Annotated in this window: 22 protein-coding genes; 9 read left to right on the top strand and 13 right to left on the bottom strand. The window is 41.3% G+C overall.

The window, feature by feature from the left end; genetic code table 11:
• Window positions 1-84: 84 nt before the first annotated feature.
• Window positions 85-1,566 carry a ketol-acid reductoisomerase gene (ilvC, locus tag U0033_RS05315; RefSeq protein ID WP_072365908.1) on the bottom strand — a complete coding sequence of 494 codons (1,482 nt, stop codon included), beginning with the start codon at window positions 1,564-1,566 and terminating at the stop codon, window positions 85-87.
• 296 nt (window positions 1,567-1,862) lie between these two features.
• Here ilvC and U0033_RS05310 point away from each other — a divergent pair, with 296 nt between their 5' ends.
• On the top strand, window positions 1,863-2,237 hold the full coding sequence (locus U0033_RS05310; protein WP_072365906.1) for a hypothetical protein: 375 nt from the start codon (window positions 1,863-1,865) through the stop codon (window positions 2,235-2,237).
• 172 nt (window positions 2,238-2,409) lie between these two features.
• On the opposite strand, the gene U0033_RS05305 is transcribed toward U0033_RS05310, so the two are convergent.
• Window positions 2,410-2,616 carry a hypothetical protein gene (locus tag U0033_RS05305; RefSeq protein WP_072365904.1) on the bottom strand — a complete coding sequence of 69 codons (207 nt, stop codon included), beginning with the start codon at window positions 2,614-2,616 and terminating at the stop codon, window positions 2,410-2,412.
• 62 nt (window positions 2,617-2,678) lie between these two features.
• Here U0033_RS05305 and U0033_RS05300 point away from each other — a divergent pair, with 62 nt between their 5' ends.
• The gene (locus U0033_RS05300; protein ID WP_072365902.1) at window positions 2,679-3,086 is read left to right on the top strand and encodes a response regulator; all 408 of its coding nucleotides are present in this window, start codon (window positions 2,679-2,681) and stop codon (window positions 3,084-3,086) included.
• Window positions 3,087-3,297: 211 nt separating this feature from the next.
• On the opposite strand, the gene U0033_RS05295 is transcribed toward U0033_RS05300, so the two are convergent.
• Window positions 3,298-4,134, bottom strand: a complete 837-nt coding sequence (locus U0033_RS05295; RefSeq protein WP_083571895.1) for a DUF2911 domain-containing protein — start codon at window positions 4,132-4,134, stop codon at window positions 3,298-3,300.
• Window positions 4,135-4,154: 20 nt separating this feature from the next.
• Window positions 4,155-4,919 (bottom strand): response regulator transcription factor, encoded by a 765-nt coding sequence (locus tag U0033_RS05290; RefSeq protein WP_218164121.1) that lies wholly within the window; start codon window positions 4,917-4,919, stop codon window positions 4,155-4,157.
• Between the two features lie 40 nt (window positions 4,920-4,959).
• Here U0033_RS05290 and U0033_RS05285 point away from each other — a divergent pair, with 40 nt between their 5' ends.
• The gene (locus U0033_RS05285) at window positions 4,960-5,604 is read left to right on the top strand and encodes a DUF1349 domain-containing protein (RefSeq protein WP_072365898.1); all 645 of its coding nucleotides are present in this window, start codon (window positions 4,960-4,962) and stop codon (window positions 5,602-5,604) included.
• Here U0033_RS05285 and U0033_RS05280 read toward each other — a convergent pair.
• Window positions 5,601-6,164 carry a C40 family peptidase gene (locus U0033_RS05280; protein ID WP_177318744.1) on the bottom strand — a complete coding sequence of 188 codons (564 nt, stop codon included), beginning with the start codon at window positions 6,162-6,164 and terminating at the stop codon, window positions 5,601-5,603. The genes U0033_RS05285 and U0033_RS05280 overlap by 4 nt on opposite strands.
• Window positions 6,151-6,354 carry a hypothetical protein gene (locus tag U0033_RS05275; protein WP_072365896.1) on the bottom strand — a complete coding sequence of 68 codons (204 nt, stop codon included), beginning with the start codon at window positions 6,352-6,354 and terminating at the stop codon, window positions 6,151-6,153. Before U0033_RS05275 ends, U0033_RS05280 begins: the two co-directional genes overlap by 14 nt.
• Before the next feature lie 58 nt (window positions 6,355-6,412).
• On the opposite strand from U0033_RS05275, the gene U0033_RS05270 reads away from it, so the two are divergent.
• Together U0033_RS05270 and U0033_RS05265 are read left to right on the top strand one after the other, a co-directional pair.
• Window positions 6,413-7,936 (top strand): S41 family peptidase, encoded by a 1,524-nt coding sequence (locus tag U0033_RS05270; protein ID WP_072365893.1) that lies wholly within the window; start codon window positions 6,413-6,415, stop codon window positions 7,934-7,936.
• On the top strand, window positions 7,933-8,433 hold the full coding sequence (locus tag U0033_RS05265) for a hypothetical protein (RefSeq protein ID WP_072365891.1): 501 nt from the start codon (window positions 7,933-7,935) through the stop codon (window positions 8,431-8,433). Before U0033_RS05270 ends, U0033_RS05265 begins: the two co-directional genes overlap by 4 nt.
• A gap of 233 nt (window positions 8,434-8,666) precedes the next feature.
• Here the strand turns inward: U0033_RS05265 and U0033_RS05260 are convergent, their stop codons facing one another.
• On the bottom strand, window positions 8,667-9,530 hold the full coding sequence (locus U0033_RS05260) for a helix-turn-helix transcriptional regulator (protein ID WP_072365889.1): 864 nt from the start codon (window positions 9,528-9,530) through the stop codon (window positions 8,667-8,669).
• A gap of 330 nt (window positions 9,531-9,860) precedes the next feature.
• Between U0033_RS05260 and U0033_RS05255 the strand changes: the two genes are divergently transcribed.
• Window positions 9,861-11,639 carry a heavy metal translocating P-type ATPase gene (locus tag U0033_RS05255; RefSeq protein ID WP_072365887.1) on the top strand — a complete coding sequence of 593 codons (1,779 nt, stop codon included), beginning with the start codon at window positions 9,861-9,863 and terminating at the stop codon, window positions 11,637-11,639.
• Window positions 11,640-12,495: 856 nt separating this feature from the next.
• Here the strand turns inward: U0033_RS05255 and U0033_RS05250 are convergent.
• The 5 genes from U0033_RS05250 to U0033_RS05230 form a co-directional block, all read right to left on the bottom strand.
• On the bottom strand, window positions 12,496-13,149 hold the full coding sequence (locus U0033_RS05250) for a HEPN domain-containing protein (protein WP_072365885.1): 654 nt from the start codon (window positions 13,147-13,149) through the stop codon (window positions 12,496-12,498).
• Between the two features lie 106 nt (window positions 13,150-13,255).
• Entirely contained in the window at window positions 13,256-13,954 is a 699-nt protein-coding gene (locus U0033_RS05245) for a hypothetical protein (RefSeq protein ID WP_072365883.1), read from the bottom strand.
• A 2-nt stretch (window positions 13,955-13,956) separates the two neighbouring features.
• Window positions 13,957-14,490, bottom strand: coding sequence for a 6TM ABC transporter family protein (locus tag U0033_RS05240; protein WP_072365881.1), 534 nt, complete (start codon window positions 14,488-14,490; stop codon window positions 13,957-13,959).
• 112 nt (window positions 14,491-14,602) lie between these two features.
• Complete coding sequence (locus tag U0033_RS05235) at window positions 14,603-14,854, bottom strand: hypothetical protein (RefSeq protein WP_072365879.1); 252 nt, start codon at window positions 14,852-14,854, stop codon at window positions 14,603-14,605.
• A 147-nt stretch (window positions 14,855-15,001) separates the two neighbouring features.
• Window positions 15,002-15,454, bottom strand: a complete 453-nt coding sequence (locus U0033_RS05230) for an XRE family transcriptional regulator (protein ID WP_245801879.1) — start codon at window positions 15,452-15,454, stop codon at window positions 15,002-15,004.
• Between the two features lie 74 nt (window positions 15,455-15,528).
• On the opposite strand from U0033_RS05230, the gene U0033_RS33235 reads away from it, so the two are divergent.
• Together U0033_RS33235 and U0033_RS05225 are read left to right on the top strand one after the other, a co-directional pair.
• Entirely contained in the window at window positions 15,529-15,975 is a 447-nt protein-coding gene (locus U0033_RS33235; RefSeq protein ID WP_072365877.1) for a FecR domain-containing protein, read from the top strand.
• A gap of 187 nt (window positions 15,976-16,162) precedes the next feature.
• A complete protein-coding gene (locus U0033_RS05225; RefSeq protein WP_322518492.1) occupies window positions 16,163-16,918 on the top strand; it encodes an IS5 family transposase in 756 nt (251 codons plus the stop codon).
• 84 nt (window positions 16,919-17,002) lie between these two features.
• Here U0033_RS05225 and U0033_RS05220 read toward each other — a convergent pair.
• Window positions 17,003-18,135, bottom strand: a protein-coding gene (locus U0033_RS05220; RefSeq protein ID WP_322518493.1) for an IS630 family transposase whose coding sequence is annotated in 2 segments (ribosomal slippage) — window positions 17,003-17,712 and window positions 17,712-18,135 — 1,134 coding nt in all. Because the reading frame shifts where the segments join, the coding sequence is not laid out codon by codon here.
• 65 nt (window positions 18,136-18,200) lie between these two features.
• On the opposite strand from U0033_RS05220, the gene U0033_RS05215 reads away from it, so the two are divergent.
• Entirely contained in the window at window positions 18,201-19,061 is an 861-nt protein-coding gene (locus U0033_RS05215) for a sensor histidine kinase (protein ID WP_072363643.1), read from the top strand.
• Window positions 19,062-19,576: the final 515 nt, after the last annotated feature.

The following is a 19,576-nucleotide window of genomic DNA, read 5'->3' as shown; positions in this document are numbered from 1 at the left end:
ATTCCGATTTCTGAATGAAGAGGTGCTCACCTCCTGGGAAAGGTTATAAGAGGCTGCGCATTAGCACAGCCTCTTACAATATAATCAGGCAGTTTTGATTGCCTTCATAGCAGTCATTGCTTTACGCAGTTTTCTACCTACTACTTCAACCGGGTGGTCGCGCAGGATAGCGTTGATGTGCACCAGTTCTACGTTATCAACGGAACCAGTTTTACCTTCGTTGAAGTTTTTACCAACCAGGTCAGTATCAACCTTCTTCATGAAACCAGCCAGCAATGGTTTACAAGCCTGATCGAACAGGTAGCAGCCATATTCAGCAGTATCAGAGATCACGCGGTTCATTTCGAACAGTTTCTTACGCGCAATAGTATTTGCGATCAGTGGTGTTTCGTGCAGAGACTCGTAGTATGCAGATTCAGCTTTGATACCAGCTTCCACCATTGTTTCGAAAGCCAGTTCCACACCTGCTCTGATGAATGCTACCATCAGGGTGTAGTTGTCAAAGTATTCCTGTTCGCCGATCTTCACGTCGCCAGCAGGTGTTTTTTCGAAAGCAGTTTCGCCGGTTTCAGCTCTCCATTTCAGGAGGTTCGCATCACCGTTCGCCCAGTCTTTCATCATCGTGCTGCTGAATTCACCGCTCATGATGTCGTCCTGGTGTTTCTGGAACAGCGGACGCATGATGGTCTTCAGTTCTTCAGAAATTTTGAAAGCAGCTACCTTGGCAGGGTTGCTCAAACGGTCCATCATACCACTTACACCACCATGTTTCAGGGCTTCAGTTACTACTTCTACACCGTATTGTACTAATTTAGAAGCGTAACCAGCATCGATCCCTTTCTCCAGCATTTTGTCGAAAGACAGGATAGAACCGGTTTGCAGCAGACCACACAGGATGGTTTGCTCACCCATCAGGTCAGACTTTACCTCAGCAACGAAAGAAGAACGCAGTACACCAGCCCTGTGGCCACCGGTACCAACGCAATAAGCTTTCGCCTGTTCCAGGCCTTTACCTTCAGGATCGTTCTCCGGGTGAACGGCGATCAGGGTAGGTACACCAAAGCCACGCAGGTACTCAGCTCTTACTTCAGAACCCGGGCATTTAGGTGCCACCATTATAACGGTGATGTCTTTACGAATTTGCATACCTTCTTCTACAATGTTGAACCCGTGAGAGTACAGCAGGGTAGAATTTTGTTTCATCAGAGGCATTATCTTAGTTACCACAGCAGTGTGTTGCTTATCAGGAGTGAGGTTCACTACCACATCAGCACCGGGAATCAGCTCTTCGAATGTACCAACCTTAAAATTGTTGTCAGTTGCATTTTTCCAGGAATCTCTCTTTTTGTCGATCGCTTCCTGGCGCAGTGCATAGGAAATGTCCAGACCACTGTCTCTGAGGTTCAGACCCTGATTTAAACCCTGAGCTCCTGCTCCAACGATAACTACTTTCTTACCTTTGAGGGCAGCTACGCCGTCAGCAAATTCTGCGATGTCCATGAACTCGCAAACACCTAATTGGTTCAGTTGCTCCCTGAGGGGTAAAGAATTAAAATAATTTGCCATTGCTTCTTAAAGTATTAATTAAAGTCTAATTTTAAAGTTCGATGTCGTGTCATCTGATGACAAAGTTATCAGGATTTTTATTATTGTCAATACCCATTTTATATTTCGTGAATATTTTCAAAGACCCCCTGAGTATTTTAGATATTTTTCAATTTACTTAACTTTTCGACCTGATTTTCGAATGATGAGGATACTCACGAGGCCCTGCACCTGGTCAAATTCAAAATGATACCCGACTATACATTAGGATATTTGATAAATTTTTATAATTTACAGGTCCATATTTTTACTATCCTATGAGTATCGAAAGAATTGTATTTGACAAGGTGTATGAAGGACCTATTGACGCGTTTGTAGACTGGATTGCCGGCGGAAACTTTGATGGCTATCTCTATAAAACCAGTTTACGTTTTTCCCAGGCAGAAAGCAAAGTAGTCCTTACGACTAAAATTATTGACCAGTCAAAGTATGACGAACGGAATGCTCATGACCAGGATTCGGTGGGTACGTACACGGTGACAGACAAGCGCGCCATCGTATGCCAGTTCGGTGATTTTGAAATGAGAGGTATGGTAGTAGGGAAGGAGCACGAGTTCATTGCTTTCTCCTGCTGGCATAAGAAAGACCGGGCTAATGCCTATTCTACCGTATACAAACTGGCAGAAGAGTAGTTGTATCAGAACATTTAAAATCCTGTCAGGTAAAAAGCTGCTTGCTTTTACCTGACAGGATTTTTTTGTTTGTAAGTGTCTCTATTGGGAAATAATAGGTGAATTACTCTTTAAAAGGCCCTGGAAAGGCAGGATCCCACATGAATCTCCAGCTGAACCGGTTCCCCCATGTTTACAGACCTCGAAATCTTTTATCCGGGATTGACCAGCCGGGTCTCCCATAAAATATTTCTGCCGCCGGCTGATTCATCACATATACAAAGTCTGTAATTGTACCCTCCTCATTTCGTACTACTTTAAGTACCCGGATCAGGTCAATGGCAGCGTCGGCCGTAGCCTTCAAGCGCCGGAGATGGTCAAAACCTGTTTTCTCCTGCATGGACGGAAATTAATAAAAATCACTAATTTTGCGGCGCCCTAATAGCCGGGGGACGTACACTTATGTGCAAAGACCAGATTACCATTTTACTGGTAGATGATGACATTGAAGACCAGACACTACTTTCTGAAGCCATTCACAAAATAGCGCCAGCCGTTTGCGTAAAATTATTCAACAACGGGCCAGAAGTTTTACAGTACCTCTCATCAAGAGAAGATGATAAGCCCTGCCTTATTATATTGGATTACAACATGCCGGGTATTACCGGCCTGCAGGTGCTTGAGCGCATTGGCCAGATCCATAAGTTTGTAAGCATTCCCAAAATAGTTTGGAGTACTTCCAATTCCCATCACTTCAGAACACAATGTTTAAATGCCGGGGCACTCAAATACATTGTGAAACCGCAAAATTTGCATGACCTGAACCAGATTGCAGCAGACATCATTGATACCTGTAACCGGGCAGCATAAGTGTCTGCCTGAATTTATTTATATAAACATTCATGAAAGAGGGAATTCACCAACAAACAAGAAACCCGTTTTCAAAGAAAAAGAGGCTGCATCAAAAGTAACTTGAAGGTATTGAGCATTTCATCAATAAAAATTCTCACCATCATGTACCCGTATTAAATCCGGGTATTGTTACTTTTGATACAGCCTCCGCTTTATTTACAAGCCGGTATTACTTACCCGCCTGTTTCAGCAACTCGTTGTTCAGATTAATATACTCCTGGATCTTATCTTTCTTCGCCAGCTCCAGGCTTTCTTTTGAATTGGCAATTGCGCCGGCCTTATCACCTGATTTCAGCAGGATCTTCGCTTTCCAGTACTTGATATAAAATACATTTGGCTGTGCCTTATCAGCTTCATTGACGTACTCAACCGCTTTTTTAATGTCGATATTATTGTCGTAATAATATTGCGCTGCCTGCATATAAGGCTTCTTCTCACCCGCCATCGCAGCATCAATACTTGCCTTTATCTCAGCCTTCTGATCTACAGTCAGGTGCAGCTGTACCTGGGTATGATCCCATTCAATGGCCAGAACCGCAGCAGCAGTGCTTACATTGTCAAAAGACATGGTGTAAGTTTCTACTGCATAAGGCAGTGTAGATGGTTTTACAGTAAAACGCAACAGGTCATCAGCTTCGCTGTAGGAATAAGAACCCCACTGGTTAGATTTCTTGCTGATGATGATGGTCCATTTATCCTTTTCAGGAATGGCGAACAGGCCATAAGTACCAGGTTCAATTTTGTGACCTTCGATGCTCACAGCATCTTCAAAGGTAATAACAGGAATACCGTTTGCTCCCAGTCTCCATACAGATCCAAAAGGAACCAGGCCGCCAAAGATCTTACGACCATTCATATTCGGACGGCTGTATTTCAGGGTAACATCGTGAATCCCTATTGCCTGGGTGATACTGGCTCCGCTACTTGCGGCAGGTACTTTCAAGGTTTGCGCGTATATCCCGGTTGAGAGAGAAAGGGATATAAGGGTGGTAATTATTGTTTTCATGAGGCAAATGTAGTGCATTCTCACAATAGATGGATCGCGTCTGCAATCCTGCACGCGGCCATGCTGTTGTTCACATGCAGTTTTTGCAGGATGTTCTGCCGGTGCCTGTTTACCGTATATACACTGATAGAAAACCGGGCTGCAATCTCCTTACTGCTACTACCAGCTTTGATCATACGTAGTACTTCTTTTTCCCGTTCAGATAAGATCGCATTTACCTGTTGCTGATCGGGCAAAAAGACCTGCCCCGTCCTGGAATTCACAATCCTGCCAAAATAGGCATCGCCCTCCACCTGTTGTGGCGGGAAATTATATAAACACAAGGCCATCCATATACTCCCATTATCCGCACTCCTGATATAAAACATCCGGTGCTGTATGGCCACATATTCCTCCTGCACATTCCGCATATGCAGAATGCTGTTTACATAGTAATCGTATCGCCCGGCGTTCGGTAGTTCTTTCAGCATGTGAAAGAACTGTAGTTCCATGGCATGCTTTGCCTCCAGGTCGTCCGGCCGTATCCTGCTGAACAGGCCTTCTTCCCAGATGGAATCGATTTCTGATGAGATCTCCAGCCCCAGCGCAGCCCCCGCAGCCCCGGCATAGATATAACTCCTGTTCGCCTTCAGGTCACTCAGCACCGCCACCGCATTCTCAATCCCGGCATAGACCCTGGCCACCAGCTGGCACTGGGCCAACGGCGAATCCTGCGGCGAAAAAGACTGGGTCAGCAGCGTATCATTCAGTATATTTTGGTTATTATTAACCATTGCACCTTGCATAAGCAGCATTTACATTTGCAAAAGTAATAATTCAATAAGTATGAAAAAGATTCTCTGGACAGTCGTCTCACTCATCAGCATGCAAACAGTATCCGCCCAAACACTGGAGAAAATGCAGTGGTTCAACGAACCCGCCAAATGGGAGATTAAAGATAAGACGCTAACGATGTTCGTAACACCGCAAACAGATTACTGGCGCATTTCACACTATGGCTTTACCGTAGACGATGCCCCCTTTTACTATGGCAATTATGGCGGAGAATTCGAAGTAAAGGTCAAACTGACCGGTAATTACAAAGCCCGCTTTGACCAGATGGGCCTCATGATCAGAACCGACCAGGAAAACTATATTAAAACTGGCGTGGAGTTCGTAGACGGCAAGTTCAATGTAAGCACGGTAGTAACCCACAAGGTGAGCGACTGGAGCGTGACCACACTGGAAAAGGTGCCCCCGTTTATCTGGATCAAAGCCGTGAGAAAACTGGATGCAGTAGAGATTTTCTACTCCCTTGATGACGTGAATTATGTAATGACACGCAATTGCCCTTTGCAGGACAATCACCCGGTAATGGTGGGCATGATGGCAGCATCTCCTGATGGGCAGGGCTTCGAAGCAAAGTTCGACAACTTCACAGTAAAACACCTGCCTGACGAGCGCCGCCTGCAGTGGTTAAAAAGTCATTAAAGGTACCGGATCACCTTCACAAACCTGCCCATATAGTAATGATCGAGTGTTGTCTCCGTGACACCAAAGGCCTTGCCCGAAGTAGAATGAATGAACACAACACTGTCGCCTACCTTTGTAATAATACCCATATGCCCTACAGTACGGATCGTGCTGTCGGTGCCGGTAAACAGGATCAGGTCTCCGGGTTGCGCTTCCGCCAGTGATACAGGTTTGCCCTCGTTGGTAAAACCCGCACTACTCCTGGGTACCTCAATTTTGAAGTGATTGAACACATACGTGATAAAGCCGGAGCAATCAAACCCTACCCGGGGATTGGTAGAGCCGTATTTATACGGAGTTCCCTTCAGGGTTTTGGCAAAACGAAGCATCCTGGTCGGCAGGGTACTGGTATCTACAGGAGCGACTATAAACGTAGAATCAATGCCCCGTTCTTTGGGTGCATCGCTACAAGATAAAATGCAGGATAGTAATAGGGTATTCAACATAAGTATGATAGCAGGGTGTACAGAGATGATCCTCTGTACACCAATACTGTAAATATACTTATTTTTTATCATTCTTGGTGATTTCTTCATCGGAGCCATCATTGTCAGGCAGATCCTCATTAGATGCCATCGCTTCGCCTACCTTGCGTACAAGGGTTGAGATCGGCCCATCCATATGCTCCTCCGGATGTCCTCCGGTGGTTTCCGGATCAGGTTTTACCAATGGTTCGTCCTGTTTCTTTTTGGGATCTTGCTGTATCATATCGCATCGGTTTTGGTTCACTGATACCCGTAACAAAATCATGCCTACATTTGTAGCTATGAAAAACGTACTCATCCTGCTCCTGTTCCTCTCGCAGGGCATAAGCGCGCAACTATTAAAGAAAGATAGCCTCCAGACCTACAATAAGACCCTTACACCCGGGGAAATGAAAGCTGACCTGCAAACCTTCCTTAGCATCCGTAAAGGGGCTAATTCTGGCCTTTATCGCTATCGCACAACTCAGCAGATTGACAGCATCTACAAATGGGCTTTTAAAGAGGTAAAAAAGCCAATGACCACCCTGGAATTCTTCCACCTTATTCTGCAACTCACGGATTTTGAAGGGAGCTGTCATAACTACACCGAACCAGGTGAAGAACTGGTAGCATACCTGAACCGCCAGCAGGCATTTTTCCCTTATGCACTGAAGTACATAGAAGGGAAAATGATCTTTAATACAGTTGGCGCCGCTATTCCCGTTGGTTCCGAAATACTGCGTATCAATGATGTACCTGCGCAACAACTGATGCAATCTTTCTACAAATATTGTACAACAGATGGCTTTAACATTACCCAGAAACAATCCAATAGCGTAGACAGAAGTTATGGCATCCGGTACCTGTATGAATATGGGGTCAGTGACAGTTTTAAAATCGCATACCAGGCTCCGGGTACCACGCTTACCCAAATGATCACCGTTCCTGCCATTACCAACGATCAGCGCAACGACATGTTCAACAAACGTTTCAGTGCACCCGTGGATAGCATCACCGACTGGCGGGTACAAGCCTCCTATAGTTTTAAAATGCTGAACCCCAATACCGGCTTATTCAATTTCCGCATTTTTAATATGGCTGATGATGATAAGGATCCCCGCTTTCCCGGGTATGTAAAGTATATAGACAGCGTTTTCCAGTTACTGGCGAACAACAATGTGCCCAATCTCATCATCGATCTGCGTGGAAACCCCGGTGGTAGCGATCCTAACTTCGAACAACCCGTGATGTATCTCACAGATTCCAACTTTAAGGAAAATGCAGTAGCTTACAGCATTATTGGAAAGGATATTCCATATGAACAATGCTTTTGGGGCATCTCCACATCTCACAAAATGGACTCCGTGGAAAAAGTAGAAGGGAAAAAGTTCCTGCTTGATTATTTCCCTGCACTGATCAACGGAAAGAATATGCAACATCCAAAATACAACCCGGTATACCATCCAAAGAGCCCGGGCTATAAAGGCAAACTGTATATGCTGGTGGATGAAAATGTGGCTTCAGCAGGCTCTCACATGGCATCATTGGTAAAGTCGTATGCCAGGAATGTAACAGTTGTAGGGGTGGAAACGACCGGTGGTTATTATTACCACAATGGTCACATGGCCATGGTATATGAATTGCCGCATTCAAAGATCAAGTCAAAGTTCTCAATTGTTCATGTGGAACAGGATGCCCTTGTGAAGCCAGACCAGCCAGAGGGCAGAGGGATCATTCCTGATTATACAGTGTGGCCCACGTTTGCAGACTTCCTGCAGAACAGGGATACCCAGATGGAATTTGTTTTAAAATTAATCAATAAATGAAGTATTTGACCTACCTGTGCCTGGTGGTCTTGTTGCTTGTACATTGCAGGCAGGCAGCTACCAGGGAAAAACCTGTAGATTCCGTTCATACCGTGCCAATAGATACACCTGAAGAAAGACCGGATTCATTGTTAGTCATTCCAGATACAGCGAAGATCGAGGTCGGAAAATTTCAGAAGAAAGAAAACCTGGAACCCGGCAAGGAAGAATATACTTTCTGCGAAAAATGGAAACTGGATTCCGCCACCCTGGTACGTATCATCAGGGGATTTAAACCCATCAACGGCAGCACCTGGCATTACAGTTATGATAGTTTCGATTGTCAGCTGGTGGGCATCATAAAAATCAGCGGAAGGGAATACAGGATGTATCTCAACGCAGGGTCGTATTTCTTCCTGACGAATGGAGACCGTCAGTTCATTTTTGGCGATGAAAAGAATGCATTTAACAAGTACTTCCTGGAAGGGAATATTTATGATCAAAATCCTAAAGATTAATATGGATCTATTACAACCGAGTCCTTTTTTACTGCTGCTGATTTTGATATTCCTGATAATGGGCCCTGCTGCATTGGGGATAATTTTACTGTTCTTCCTGTTCAGCCTGATTTTTTAAGTGAAAGAGCTTGGCTCATAAATAAAAATAAGGGCTGAGAATTCCTTTCAGCGCGATCGATGCAATGAGTAGCCAGGTTAACGGGGGGATTTTCGCATCGCTGTAAATCAGGTAACTATGATGGAATTTTTAAACTAAAGCCTGTCTTCCTGAACTGGCCGGCTGTCAGGCCTTCCTGTCTTTTAAACAATTTATTTAAATGACTTTCATCCGTAAACCCTAATTCTTCCGCTATTTGTGAGATAGACATCCTGCTGTACCTGAGGCGACTCTTTGCCAGTTCCAGTTTATAATCCAGGATAAACTGCCGGATGGTCTTTCCTGTCTTTTTATTAAAATAAGCCCCGATATAGTCTTTAGATAAATTGAAATGTTCCGCAATCCCATTCAGGCTGATCTTCTGATGATCATAGATATTATGCTGTATAAACTGGGTCATTTCATAGCCGGCAGACTCCACCTGTGTGGGTATTTCACTGATCACGGGCTGTTGGGCATAGCGGGCAATGATATTTAGCAGTAAAAAAACAAGATTTTGGAGCACGACTTCTCTAAAAGTACCATTTTGTTCCCATTCTATCACCATTCTTTGAACGAGTGAGCCGGAAAACTTCCTGTCTTCTTCGTCTAAACCGATGAATCCTTTAAAATGCCCGGCGTGCTGGAAGATATATTCCAGCTGGCGGAAGTAATCACTGAGTTCTGGTTTATCATGGCCGATAGGGGAATTGCGCCCAAACAATGCGGCTGTAAAATCAATAATTACGAAGGAGGATTTGCTGTGTGCAAGGAAGGCATGTTTATCAGCAGGGGTGAGCAGGAACAGGTCACCCCTGCCATACGGGAACTGGTTATCATTGATTAAATGAATACCCCGGCCTTCCAGGATATAGATGATCTCAAAACAGTCATGGCGGTGCATAGGCGTGTGATCTGCAGAGTATTCTATGATTGCAAGGGCGAAATCACTTTTTATCATATAGCAAGGTTTTTGATTATTATTGGAGAAGGTGTTGCATCTTGTTGCAAAAGGTTTTGATTCTTAATGCAAAAGGTTTCAAATCCTGTCACAGAAGGTTTTGATTCTTAACGAGAAGGTTTTGAATCTTGCCACAAGAGGTTTTGAATCCTACTGCAAAAGGTTTCAAATCCTATCACAGAAGGTTTTGATTCTTAACGCAAAGGTTTCGAATCCTACCGCAAAGAACTCAAACCTTAACTCCAAATGTTCCAAATCTTGCCGGGAAATTACTAAAAGTTCTTCGTTTTTTACCTGTTTTCCCAATCACGCCCTGGGTACTTTTGCCCCATGAAACATCATTTATCTGACCTTATCCGGATAACCGCTGCCGTTGTGGCGCTGGCGCTATCCCTGTGGGGCGTATTGCCTTACATGATTATCCCTGTTGCCGCTACCCTGATCTGCGGCTATCCTATGTTCAAAGAAGCTTTTGACGCGATCAGGAAACGCCACATGACCATGGAATTGTCAATGTCAATTGCAGTCCTGGCCACCCTGATCGTAAAACAGTATACCACTGGCCTTGTCATTACCTTATTCGTGCTGGCGGCCGAACTACTGGAACACCTGATCGTAGAACGTGGACACGATGCCCTGAGTAGCCTGGCTGCCCTGCTGCCACAAACAGCAAAAGATGTGCAACCCGGTGATATCGTGGTTGTTCGCCCGGGTGCACATATCCCCGTAGATGGTATTGTACTCAAAGGCACCAGTTTTGTAAACCAGGCTGCCATCACCGGGGAATCAATGCCGGTAGAGAAAGGACCGAACAGCGAAGTGCTGGCAGGTACCATTAACCAGGATGGGGTCCTGGAAGTCATTGCTACAAGTATCGGGGAAGACACCATTTTTGGCCGCATTATCGGCGTGATGGAATCCGTGCAATCAAACCAGTCACCCATTGAGAAAACTGCCGATAAACTGGCTGCAAAGCTTGTTTATTTCGCGCTCGGTGGTGCGCTGATCACTTATATTGTGACACGCGATATGAATGCCACGATTTCTGCCCTCGTCGTAGCTGGTGCCTGTGGCGTTGCTGCCGGTACACCACTCGCCATCCTGGCAGGCATAGGCCGTGCTGCCCGCGAAGGCGTCGTGATCAAAGGCGGCGTTTACCTGGAACAACTGGCGCAGGCAGATACCGTACTCCTGGATAAGACAGGTACCCTCACCCTCAATAAAGCCATCGTAACAGATGTAAGCAGTTTTAACGGCATTGACAGCCGCGAACTCTTGCAACTCCTGTCTACCGGAGAGCAGCATTCCGATCACCCATTGGCGAACGCTATCATGGAGGCGGCCAGAAGGGAAAACATCGAACCAGGTGTATACGAAAACTATAATTACCTGCCCGGCAAAGGCTTGCAGTTCTCCCAACAGAAGAAAGACTATATGATCGGTAATACAGGCTTGTTCGCAGAAAATAAGATTGATCTCGGTACTGCGGAATTATGGCTTGAAACAGCCCGTCAGAATGGCGAAACAACCGTGTTGATCGGCAGTGATCAGCATGTGCTGGGCGGCGTTCGGATTGTAGACGTTATCCGCACCGAAGCCAGGGAAGCCATTTCAGACCTGCACGATCATCATCTGCAAACCATCCTTTTATCCGGCGACAATACCGCCAGCGTAAATGTAATTGGTAGGGAATTACGTGTAGACGAAGCAGTGGGTAACCTGCTGCCGACAGACAAACTCACCTATATCCAAAAACTGAAAGCTGCCGGTAAAAAAGTAATCATGGTGGGAGATGGGATCAACGATGCACCTGCCTTGATGGAGGCAAATGTGGGTATTGCCATGGGCACCGCTTCCAATATCGCCTTCGAAAGCGCGAATATGGTACTGACGAATAATGACCTGCGCAAGGTTGGTGTAGCCATCGGGATTGCAAAGAGATGCATGAAGGTGATTCAATTCAATTTCCGGGGCACCATCATCGTAGATGCGATTGGTATCGTACTGGCATTCCTTGGGTATTTAACTCCGATGACCGCAGCTATGATTCACGTTATTTCAGAACTTATTTTCATCTTAAATTCAGCCAGGTTATTCAGGAAGCCATAAGGAGCAGATCTTTATTGCCTATGAATTTATTACTATCCTGTAATCCTTTGCCTTATTGATCGCTTGCCATTAGGCCCCCAGAATGATGTTCAAATACGTTTACCGTTGTTTTCAGTGGGGGTTTGCCGCAATAATTAAAGCGGGAAGCTACAGACCTTTGCCTTATTGATCGCTTGCCATTAGGATCCCAGAATGATGTTCAAATGCGTTTACCGTTGTTTTCAGTGGGGTGCTTACCGCAATAATTAAGGGATTAATATACAAGTTTTTCAACGCTAAATAAAGTAGCATTTAGAATCTTTAAATTTTGGAAACAACGCGACTTTGTTAGGAGGATTTTATATTTCTCAACCAGTTATAATATTTAAATTTTATACAAGATAAAAAAATAGAATGTATCAATAAACCATTATTATATAATATATTGAATACCATCATTATGAGAAATAAATAACGAATCGAGAAAAATGAAATCCAATGAATTGGTAGTTGACTCCAAAGCTAGTTATGAATTATATTCCATAATTAGTCTGCGCCTAGGTAGATTTTGCAAGACAAACAATAGATTTTCCCCCATTATTATAATTTTTTAGACGATCTAAAAAAATCTAAACCGATTTTATAATATTTTATCTGATATAGATTGTGGTATCGGAATTAATGAAAGAGAATATGTATAAAATGAATTTTTTAAGCAGTTCTGTTTGGGCGGATTTAAACCTGAAATTTTTTTGGCCCTTTTTCGTCGGGTCCCGGCGGGTTTTTAACCTGCCGCATAGGTAGACCTTGGTTGTCGGTCAAAAGACACGACAACGGCTGGAAGGCGCATTCGGACCAAACAGTTCAAGTGCTTTTTTTAATTAACGTTAATAAGATGCATTGTGCCATCGTAGGGAATTGTCAATTTCACGCTCGAAACATTGATTTCCGAAAACAGATTTCTTGGATGTATATATATAGCGAAGCCTTCACAATTGATTTCCATAAATCGCTTTTTGTCAACAGGATTTTGAGCAACCCAGTTATTTTCAAGCAGATCAGGATTTTTGTTACGGAAGTCACGAATCACGGGAGAAAGTACGGTTCCTTTATCATCAGAAGGAATAAGTGTTTTATCGAACCAGAAAATAGCCTGATCCAACTCTCCTAAGAATTGATTCTTAAAAAAGCCAATCGAAGTGGGCGATTTAATATTATCATAATATCTAAGAGGATAAACTTTTGTAAGTATTTCTATAAAACGAGGATCCATTTTTTCAATTAGCACATTATAGCCAATTTCTTCAACTGCTTTTTTGATTTGATCAAACTTATCGAAATGTGCAGGTTTGATCTTACCTGAATGGAATACGATTAATGCCTTGAAATATTTTTCAATAGCCGTACTAGAAAGTATAACACCCTGTAATGTATAATTCCTATTTAATAACACTCGTGCGGCAATATAGTCATTGTAAGCGGTGCGGATCAATCCCAAAGCTAAGTTCAACCGATCTTCCTGATTAAGCATATCGTTAATTACTTTATGTTAATTGTATCATAGTTTTGCGTAATTTTTTGTCTCGGCGGGTTTTAAGCCTGGGCTTTCGTAAAACTGTTTGGGGCTAATGCGTATGTTATTTCGGCTCCTTATGTATTGTTTTTATAAAATATACCTGTGTGTTTTCTTCTAAATAGAATACAAATTTCAGTCGGTATTTGTCATCCAAATCTATTTTTGAAACAAGTTTTTTCGGGTTTTCATGAGTTCCTTCAGCTATGAAGAAAGCTTCTGCTGCTAAATGTATTATTTGCTCTGGATACTGAATGTTGTGAATGTCTTTTCCAGTCGATAAATTCAAATTGTCGATTGAAAAGTGCTTGAACGTATGAAATATACCACCCGTAAATTCCATCTTTCCTTCTTTATTAGTATCAAGCTGCCTAAATAGATCTATTCTTAATATTTTATTTGCTATTTCCCCATCTTTGCTTTCAATGATATAGGCAAACTGTTCGTTTTTCAAAAAATCAATAAACCTTTCCAGATCAAATGTTGGCTCCATAAGATAGATAGCGTCTATTACATCTAGCGCATTTCCAGTTTCAAATTTTTCAGGAAATTTTTTATGAGCTTGGAAATAGTAGTCTTCAATAATTGCCTTAAACACATTGGATTTAATACAATAGAATGTTCTTCCGTTTATTAAATACTTTGAGTAGTTATTTATTGGAAAGCCTGTCTTAGCAGCATCTTTTGTTTCGTGTTTCATTAGCGCCAATGACTTTCCCTCAATAAATTCTCTTGTTTTTCGAAACTCTTCCCAAGTCATCATAACTATCTATTTTCATTTTTTAAGGCGGCTTTTTTATGTCGTTCTACATACTTGTTATAAAGTTCCTTCTTCTCAATATCTGAAATTATTCCAATTTCACTTTCTCTTTTGGCGCCTTCCCATTCCAATTTTAATAAATATTGAGTAATTTTAATAAGTTCGTTAATAGGCTCCGTTGGGTCTTTGTCAGATTTCAACAAGATTTCGTCAATGAGGTTAATGATTTTATTGTCCCAATATTCGTCTTCTGGATTTAAGTAAAGGCGAATAAGAAATCTTAAATTATCCGCCTCTTTATGTAACTCCCAAACCTCTTTATATTCTAACTTGTAAATTTTATTAGCATAGCTATGGGCAAGTCCACAAAATTTAGAAATGCTTGCACGTAATTCTTGAATATACTTAATTCTTGACGATGTCACTGAATTAATAAAGGCGGTCTTTCGGACATTTCTGAAGGTAATTATGAGGTTAAAAACTCCAACAAAGAAAGTTAGTCCGATACCTGATAATGTGACAATTTCAGTTGTTGTCATGCGATCTATTATTGATGGATTGTAAACTTATGCCTCGCCGGTTTTTAACCTACCGTTTTCTTAGTTGTCAATCAGAAGACAAGACAGTGGCGAGAAGTTTGAGGAACATGATTTATTCTTCATTTCTGGAACCACCTAACCAAGGTGGAGTACCACCGATTGCCTTTTTATATTCCTCCAAATCCATATCAACTTTCTCAACCAATACTGCCGCTACCTGTTTGCCGGGATTTTCTTTCCTAACTCTTTCTTCGGCCGATCTTTTTGCAACATTGGGGTCATATCCTGCTCCGCTAACGGTCTCCAGAGAGTGATCTTTCCCATCTACAAGAACTCTGAATTTAGCTACAAAATAATTTTTCATATAAAAGTATTTAATGAAATTATTTCAGAATAAAGAAGCCGTCTTTAATTAGGACGGCATCGAAAATACCTTCATCAAGTCAGGAGACACGACAACGGCTAACTAGATCACGAAAACGAACAGACCGGGGCCTGTTCCTACGATTTATTACTTCATCTTATGTAATATCTCTTTCATCAAGTCTGTTTTCTCCTTTTCACTTGCAAGTAGGCGTTCAAACAATTCAATTACTTTATCAACCGGATTAAAGCTGCACTTGTAATTCTCAACATAAGCAACCGCCTCATCATTAAATGTATTCGCCACGATGTTTATCGCCGCTTCTTCATAAAAATTCTTGATCGCATCAACCGGTATCTTTAATGCTCTTGCCACTTCGTCCAAGATTCCATCCTCAATTTCTTCCTTCCCTTCTAAACGAGAGATTTTCATCTGCGTCCAGTCATCATCCATTATTGAGGCTAGCAAATCCTGCTTCATCCCCAGCATTTGCCGGAAACGTCCAATATTCTTACCGTGATGAATTTTCTTTTCTATAATAGCAATATAGTGCTTTTTGACAAGTGAAAAAAAATGCAAAAACGGAACTAAGATAAACATTTGCAAAATATAATATGTAAAAAGTTGATCGTTACTTTGAAACACCTGTTAGTTGTCGAAAGCAACACACGGAAATGGCAGGCTTATCATTAACTGTTAAACCATTTTTTATACCCCTTTCCAAACCACAGGTTATTTGTCTGTCTTTTGTACTGTTGGTAATTACGATCCTAGTTTCAATTCCGCTTTCAACTATATTCCTAAAAAACGAGGATATAACTATCCGAAATCAACTTTTTTCCCGCTTCCCCTATCAGTCTAAACATACTCGTTTCACTTCTGATATATTTGCAAAATACCCAACATATTATTTTAAGAATGAGACATTGGGAGTGGTTATGAGTCATATAAGTATGAGATACCAAACTACTCATGTTTTTCATAGTCTATCTATTAGTCAATACAGAATAACTGGATATCTTCCCCAAGATATTTCATTAGAGGAAGCGCTGACGATAATACGGAAATTAGTTGGCCTCAATATATGTCGAAATACTGATGGAGCTATAATTGTATCATAGAATAGATGCCAGTTAGAATATTTCCGCGTTAGGGATTGCAGCAAAGTACCATCTACTGCGGAAAGCCCGACCCGAAGGGGAACGCCCAAAACAAAAAAGATGCTAAGAGTATGTTTAAAATTCTGATGGGCTAAAATTAGGAAAGTACGAATCGATCAATTAGTTTGGATTTACCACAAAACAAACTATGAGAACGAAGTTCACATTATTGACCGATTCGCACTGGAAAAGTATAGAAAAAATATTAACGGACAAAAGAAAGCGTAAATATAGCCTTCGAACTATCTTCAATGCTATATTATGGATTTGCAGAACAGGTAGTCAATGGCGTAATCTAAGCAGTGATTTCCCTTACTGGCAGATAGTTTACTATTATTTCAATAAATGGAAAAAAGCAGGTGTGCTGGAACAGGTGATGTTAAAAATGGTTAGAAAAGAGCGGATAGATCAGGGGCGAAATTATGCACCATCTGTCAGTGCTATCGATAGCCAAAGTATAAAGAAAACTGGATTCGTAAGTATAGAAACCGGGATCGATGGCGGTAAGCATATCAATGGTCGAAAAAGGCATCTTGCTGTTGATAGCTTAGGATTACCAATTGCGATAAGTGTCAGCGGCGCAAATATTCATGACTCAATTGGCGGTTTTGATTTGCTGTGGAAAATTGAAAAGGTTAGTCATAGAATGAAACTGATTCGTACAGATAAAGCATACCAGGGAGAGTTTAGCGATATGGTTGAGAATTATTACAAATGGAAGATGGAAATAACTCAGAAACCGCCGACAGTAAGGGGTTTTGTGCCACAGAAAGGTAGATGGCAGGTTGAACGATCATTCGCTTGGCTCAATAACTTCAGAAGATTGTCGAAGGATTATGAAAGGCTACCTGAATCATCTGTGGCTTTCATCCAGGTAGCATTCATTAGTATACTTCTAAAATAAGTAGAATTAGTTTTTAAACATACTCTAAATAAAATCCGTACATCCAGAAACATCAGGAAGCTATTGTTCATTACTAGTGTTAGGTTAATTATTAATTGACGGATACAATCTTTTTAACTTCACTCTTGCTTCTTTGTTTGTGAATTGCCAGTTTATTTGGCTGTTCTTATTGTTTCGATTAGTTTGCCATTCAGTGACCTCTTCTTTTACCTTCTCGATTGTAGATATATGCCTGTTCAGGCATTGTCCATTCAATACGTGCAATTCTATTTCGGCCATATTTAACCAGCTTCCATGTTTTGGGGTATAGATGAATTCAAATCTGTCACACAGCCTTTTTGCTTCTTTGGGTTCAAAGGTCTCATAAAATGCAGCACCCGTGTGCGTTTTTAAATTATCCATCACCAGGGTTATCTTTTTCGCTTTGGGATATTTCTTATCTGCGATTTCTTTAATAAACATTGCCCAATCCTTTCTGGCTTTGAATGCTGTTACCTCCACAAAACGCTTCCCTTTCAATGGTTCATTTGCTATAAATATATTTACCATGCCATGTCTAACGTACTCGTAATCTACTCTTCTTTCCTGACCAGGCTTCATGGCAACTGATTGTCTCACTTCATCGACTAACTGTTTTGGCGACTCATCCATGCAAATAACAGGATAATCAGCATTATAAGGCCTTTTATATACATCTAACACGTTCTCCATCTTTGCCACAAATTCGCTATTACAATGCGGTGGGATTACCCACCCTTTTGATTTCCAGGGCTTAAGTTCATTTTTTTTAAGACCTTTCTTACTGTTACATGAGAGATCTTTTCGACATACTTTAATTCAACCATCTTGTCTGCCAGGAGCCGTAATGACCATCTAGCAAATCCCTTAGGTGGCTCACTACAGCATAATGTGACTAACTTCGCTTCTATATCTCCATCCACTTTAGACTCGTAAATACGATTTGAAGGCCGTCTTTCTAATACCCCTTCAAAGCCTTCTTCAATAAATTTCTTCTTAACCCGATCTATTGTGCGCATCCCAACTTTCAAGACTTTACTTATTTGCTCGTTGGTCACTTTTTCCGAGTACTTCCCCTCATCACAATTTAATAGAATATAAGCCATACGAAAGGTTTGAGAAGTATGTGAACCTTTATTTATTATGCTGTGTAATTCTTCAACTTCACTCTTTGTTAATTTAACGGTATAGCGTATCATCTCTGGAAATATTTCTTCAAATATACATTATATTTACGTCATTTGATATTTAACGAAACACTAGTATGGCTTTGCTTATCTGTTATGCGATATATACAGGATGGACATACGACTATACTACTTCGTTAGAATCATTAATTGTTAAAGAAGCATTAGTGCTTTCTCATTCTATACTTTATATAATCTTGTACAATATACTTAATAGAGATAATCAAAGATTAGCTAAGATCATTAATAGTAAAGTAATGTACGACAGAGAAACAACTCACGAAATGCGGCATCCACTTAATATTATATACGGACTTTGTGAAGCGTTAGTACATCCTAAATGTGATGCAGATACGAGGGAAAAGTTAATACCGCTAATACATAAATCCAGCGAATTGCTACGGGCCTATCTTGAGTATGCGCTACAATTCCCAAAGTTTGACGATGAAGAGAAGATAGCACAGGATTTAAAATCATTCAACCTTCATGAATGCTTAGAAAATATCATTCTTATATTGACCAAAAGAGATTACGCGATAGATATAAAACTGGAATTATCGTTAGATAACGAAGTTCCTCACACAATATATTCTAACAGAACAGTGATAATACAGATTGTAATGAACCAGCTTTCCAATGGAATCAAGTTCTCAAAAAATAGGTTTGACTCCGTCAAGCTACATGCAAAGACTAACAACGACATACTAATACTTACCGTGGAGGATCAGGGAAAAGGAATAAACAAAGTAATGATAGATCGTATATTCGATCCCTTTGTAACGACTTCTAACCCTCATCAGGAATGCTCGGGAATAGGTTTAAGCCTGACTAAAAAGCATGTAAAAAGATTAGGAGGAACAATAAAAGTAGATAGTGCACTGGACATCGGAACAACATTTATTATCACTCTACCCCTAAAAAATGATGAAATCAAATAGAAAATGCTAATCGGATTAGCATTTAGCATGCTGTATAAAACTTGTATATCAATCCCATAACTAAAACGGGAGGTTACAGACCTTTGCCTTATTGATCGCTTGCCATTAGGATCCCAGAATGATGTTCAAATGCGTTTACCGTTGTTTTCAGTGGGTGCTTACCGCAATAATTAAAGCGGGAAGCTACAGAAGAACTGTATGAACAATATAAGCAAGCACCAGATTCCCTGGGTGCATTTGTAATGCATACATTGAAAGATTTTAATCATTCAAATGGGAAGGAGAACTTTTTACCCTTAAAATAAAAGGAGACTACCTGATTTCAGTACCAACAGTAATATACGGAAAGTAAAGCGGGATGAACAAGGGGTATTCACAAACAAGGCGATAGGTATAGCAAACATTCCTTTATCTGCCAGTTTTTTAAACCTGATGGAGAAAAGTGACGGCCAACTTAATAAACCTGTCATATAAATAAAAAGCTGTCTCAAAAGCAAATTTTACCTGGATTGAGT

The organism is Chitinophaga sancti (genome assembly GCF_034424315.1).
Lineage (GTDB): Bacteria > Bacteroidota > Bacteroidia > Chitinophagales > Chitinophagaceae > Chitinophaga > Chitinophaga sancti.
This window is presented reverse-complemented; position numbering and strand designations above follow the sequence as displayed.